Origin of the sequence: Streptomyces sp. UH6, assembly GCF_013421635.1 — a bacterium.
GTDB lineage: Bacteria > Actinomycetota > Actinomycetes > Streptomycetales > Streptomycetaceae > Streptomyces > Streptomyces abyssomicinicus.
Window position 1 is genome coordinate 1 of the sequence record NZ_JACADT010000579.1, and the last position, 3,625, is coordinate 3,625.

The 3,625-nt window shown below is 71.4% G+C and carries 4 protein-coding genes and 1 pseudogene; 3 read left to right on the plus strand and 2 right to left on the minus strand.

What is annotated here, in order from left to right:
* A partial coding sequence (locus tag HW445_RS22345; RefSeq protein ID WP_257231226.1) for a WD40 repeat domain-containing protein occupies positions 1-851 on the minus strand: 851 nt, incomplete at its 3' end.
* Positions 852-912: 61 nt separating this feature from the next.
* Here HW445_RS22345 and HW445_RS22350 point away from each other — a divergent pair.
* From HW445_RS22350 to HW445_RS22360, 3 genes are all read left to right on the plus strand, one after another.
* Positions 913-1,596, plus strand: coding sequence for a GDSL-type esterase/lipase family protein (locus HW445_RS22350; protein WP_180222761.1), 684 nt, complete (start codon positions 913-915; stop codon positions 1,594-1,596).
* 99 nt (positions 1,597-1,695) lie between these two features.
* Positions 1,696-2,277: a Uma2 family endonuclease gene (locus HW445_RS22355; RefSeq protein ID WP_180222762.1), complete on the plus strand. Its 582-nt coding sequence runs from the start codon at positions 1,696-1,698 to the stop codon at positions 2,275-2,277.
* Positions 2,278-2,339: 62 nt separating this feature from the next.
* Positions 2,340-3,335 (plus strand): aldo/keto reductase, encoded by a 996-nt coding sequence (locus HW445_RS22360; protein ID WP_180222763.1) that lies wholly within the window; start codon positions 2,340-2,342, stop codon positions 3,333-3,335.
* Positions 3,336-3,459: 124 nt separating this feature from the next.
* Here the strand turns inward: HW445_RS22360 and HW445_RS33725 are convergent.
* Positions 3,460-3,625: pseudogene (locus HW445_RS33725) on the minus strand (RNA 2',3'-cyclic phosphodiesterase); the annotation flags it as partial.

Here is a 3,625-nt window from a genome sequence, read left to right on the forward strand (position 1 = left end):
GGGGACCCGGCGGACGCCCCCTCCGGCGCGGGCCGCGCGACCACCCGGCTGCCCTCCCCCTCGCTGCCGAACAGCAGCAGCCGCCCGTCCGCGCTGTAGGTGAGCGACTCCCCCTGCCCCTGGAACGGCGGCGACAGCCGTTCCCGCTCCTCGGGCCGCCCCCCGTTCCAGTCCAGCAGGACGCCCTCCAGGTACCCCCGCACCGCGAGCTGCGACCCGTCCGGCGAGAACGCCGCGTCCGTCGCCCACACGTTCACGTCGGCCACCGGCCGGAACAGGTTGACCCCCTGCACCGAGAGCCGCTCCGGCCCCGCGAACAGGCGGCCGTCGCCCTCGCGCCGCTTGTCGACGATGTAGACCCGCCCCGTCTCCGGGTGCACGGCCAGCGACTCGGCGTCCCGCGCCCCGCCCTCGTAGCGCACCACGTACTGGGTGGCCCGCACGGTGGCGTCCCGCAGTTCCTTCGGCTCCTCGAACGCGTAGATCCAGACGTGGTCCCAGCCGCCGTCGAAGTTGTCGCCGATGTCCCCCACGTACACGCGGCCGTCCGGCCCCACCGACACGGCCTCGATGTCCCGCGCCTGCCCCACCCCCGCGAGGGTGACCGTGGCGACGGTCCGCCCGGTCCGCCCGTCCACGGCGAACACCCGCGAGCCGTCGTCGCTGTCGTTGTGGGTCCAGTAGACCCCCGGATGCCTGCGGGAGGCCGCCAGCCCGCTGGACTCGGTGATCCGCGGGTCCTGGAGGGTGAACCCGCCTCCCTCGTCGGCCACGGCGGGAGCGGCGCCGGCGACGGCACCACCGGCGGTCAGGACCAGGGCCCCGGCAAGGGACGCGAGCGAGCGACGCAGCATGCGCACAGTGTCCCCCCTCACGTCGCGTCGCGGGCCCGGAACGGGGCATCATGATCCAATGCTCAGGTTCATGCCCGTCGGGGACTCCATGACGATCGGCAGCGCGGGGGAACACACCTGGCGCTACCGCCTCTGGCAGCACCTGCGGGCCACGCTCGACGCGCCGTTCGCGATCGTCGGCCCGCGCGAGACCCTCCACGACCCGGCCACCGACGGACCCGACTCCTGCGCGTACGCCCCCGACGTCGACCCGGCGTTCCCCCGCGCCCACCTGGCCGGCTGGGGCGAGGGGTGGCACCACATGATGCCGCTGATCGGCGACGCCGTCCGTACCCACCGCGCCGACGTGCTGCTGATCTCGCTCGGCCTGATCGACCTGGGCTTCTACACCAACGCGCGGCAGACCGCCGACAACGTCCGCCGCTTCGTGATCGAGGCGCGGGAGGTCCGGCCCGCGGTGCGGATGGTGATGCTGCCCGTCATCCCCAACGTGCGCGCCACCAGGGACGAGGCCTTCGCGGCCGAGGTGACCCGTTTCAACGAGCTCCTCGCCAAGGAGGTCGCGGAGCTGCACACCGACCTCTCCCCCGTGCTGCTCGCGCCCGTCCCGCCCGGCTGGGACATCGACCACGACACCTACGACGGCACCCACCCCAACGCCTCCGGCGAGCACCGGCTCGCGGCCACGTTCGCCGACGTGATGTACGAGGAGTGGGGCTACGGGGCCCGGTACGAGCCGTAACCCTCCCGGCGAATCCCCCCGGTGACCTGCCGGGCGTGCCTGTCGTTGAGCAGCCCGGCCGTGCTCGACCGAGGACATGGCCGGGGAAGGAGTGCCACGATGACCGTCCTCGTTCGAGAGGGGATCGACATGGCCGCCGTCGACGAGCAGGCGCTGGACGCCCTGTTCGACCAGATGACTGTCCCCGAGGGCTACAGGGCCGAGATTGTCGGGGGAGCCATTCACATGTCGCCGCAACGGCGTGTCCACTGGGAGATCACCCGCAGGGTCGTCCGGGCTCTGGAGGACGCCTTCGGCATGGACGCCCTCGTCCTTTCCGACGTGCGTATCGACTTCCCCGGCTCTCTCAACGGTTTCTGCCCTGATGTCGCGAAGATGCGCGACGGCGCGGAGTCGGTACGAGGGGAGCGCTGGCGGTACCAGGACGTCGAGTTCGTCACCGAAGTGATCTCCCAGAGCACAGCGCGCAACGACTACGAGCCCAAGAAGCGGGCCTACGCCGCGGCCGCCGTTCCCGTGTACCTCATCGCCGATCCTTACCAGCGCCGGTGCCACGTCTACACCGAGCCGAAGGAGGGCGAGTACCGGACGGAGCTCATCGTCGCCTTCGGCAGCGACGTCGACCTCACCTCCACCTCCCTGGGCCTCACCCTCGCCACCGAGGACTTCCCGGTGGAGTGATCGCCGGCCGGCCGACGAGTCCCTCTTGCCCGACGCGCCGTCAGGGCGTTGGCTAGGGGACCATGAAGTACACACAGCTGGGACGCACGGGTCTCAAGGTGAGCAGGCTGGTCCTCGGGACCATGAACTTCGGGCCGCAGACCGACGAGGCCGACAGCCACGCGATCATGGACGCGGCGCTGGACGCCGGGATCAACTTCTTCGACACGGCCAACGTCTACGGGTGGGGCGAGAACAAGGGCCGTACCGAGTCGATCATCGGCAGCTGGTTCGCCAAGGGCGGTGACCGGCGCGACAAGGTGGTGCTGGCCACCAAGGTGTACGGCAACATGAGCGCCGACGAGAAGGTCTGGCCCAACCACGACCGGCTCTCCGCGCTGAACATCCGGCGGGCCGTAGACGCCAGCCTCAAGCGGCTGAACACCGACTACATCGACCTGTACCAGTTCCACCACATCGACCGCCGGACGCCGTTCGAGGAGATCTGGCAGGCGGTCGACGTCCTGGTGCAGCAGGGCAAGATCCTCTACGTGGGATCGTCCAACTTCCCCGGCTTCAAGATCGCCCAGGCCAACGAGGTCGCCTCGCGCCGCGGCGGCGGCGCGATGGGCCTGGTCAGCGAGCAGTGCCTGTACAACCTGGTCGAGCGGCGCGCCGAGATGGAGGTCATCCCGGCCGCGCGGGACTACGGGCTGGGCGTGATCCCCTGGTCGCCGCTGCACGGCGGTCTGCTGGGCGGTGTGCTCAAGAAGGAGAGCGAGGGCAAGCGGCGGGCCAGCGGCCGGTCCGCGGACGCGCTGGCCGACACCGCGATGCGGGAGAAGGTGCAGGCCTACGAGGACCTGCTGGACAAGCACGGCCTGGAGCCGGGCGAGGCGGCGCTGGCCTGGCTGCTGACCCGGCCCGGCGTCACCGGGCCGATCGTCGGTCCGCGCACCGCCGAGCAGCTGGAGTCCGCGCTGCGGGCCGTCGAGCTGGAACTGGGCGAGGAGGTGCTGGCCGGGCTGGACGAGATCTTCCCCGGTCCGGGCCCGACGCCGGAGGCCTTCGCCTGGTGATCGCCTCGCAGGCCGTCGGCCGGGCTACCGGCCGACGGCCGAGGCCAGGGCGACGACGACGAACATCAGGACGAGCACACCGGCCATGATCCGGTTACGGGTCTTGGAATCCACGCCTTCGAGGTTAACCGGAGGCGCCCAGCTCCCAGCGGGCGACCGTCTCGTAGCGCGGCTGCTCGCCGGGGACGCCGGAGCGCGGCAGCCGGCTGTGGACCAGGAACAGCTCGTCGACGGTCCAGGAACGGCCGCGGTGGCCGTCCAGGGCGTCCAGCAGCGGCCGGACGTCCGGG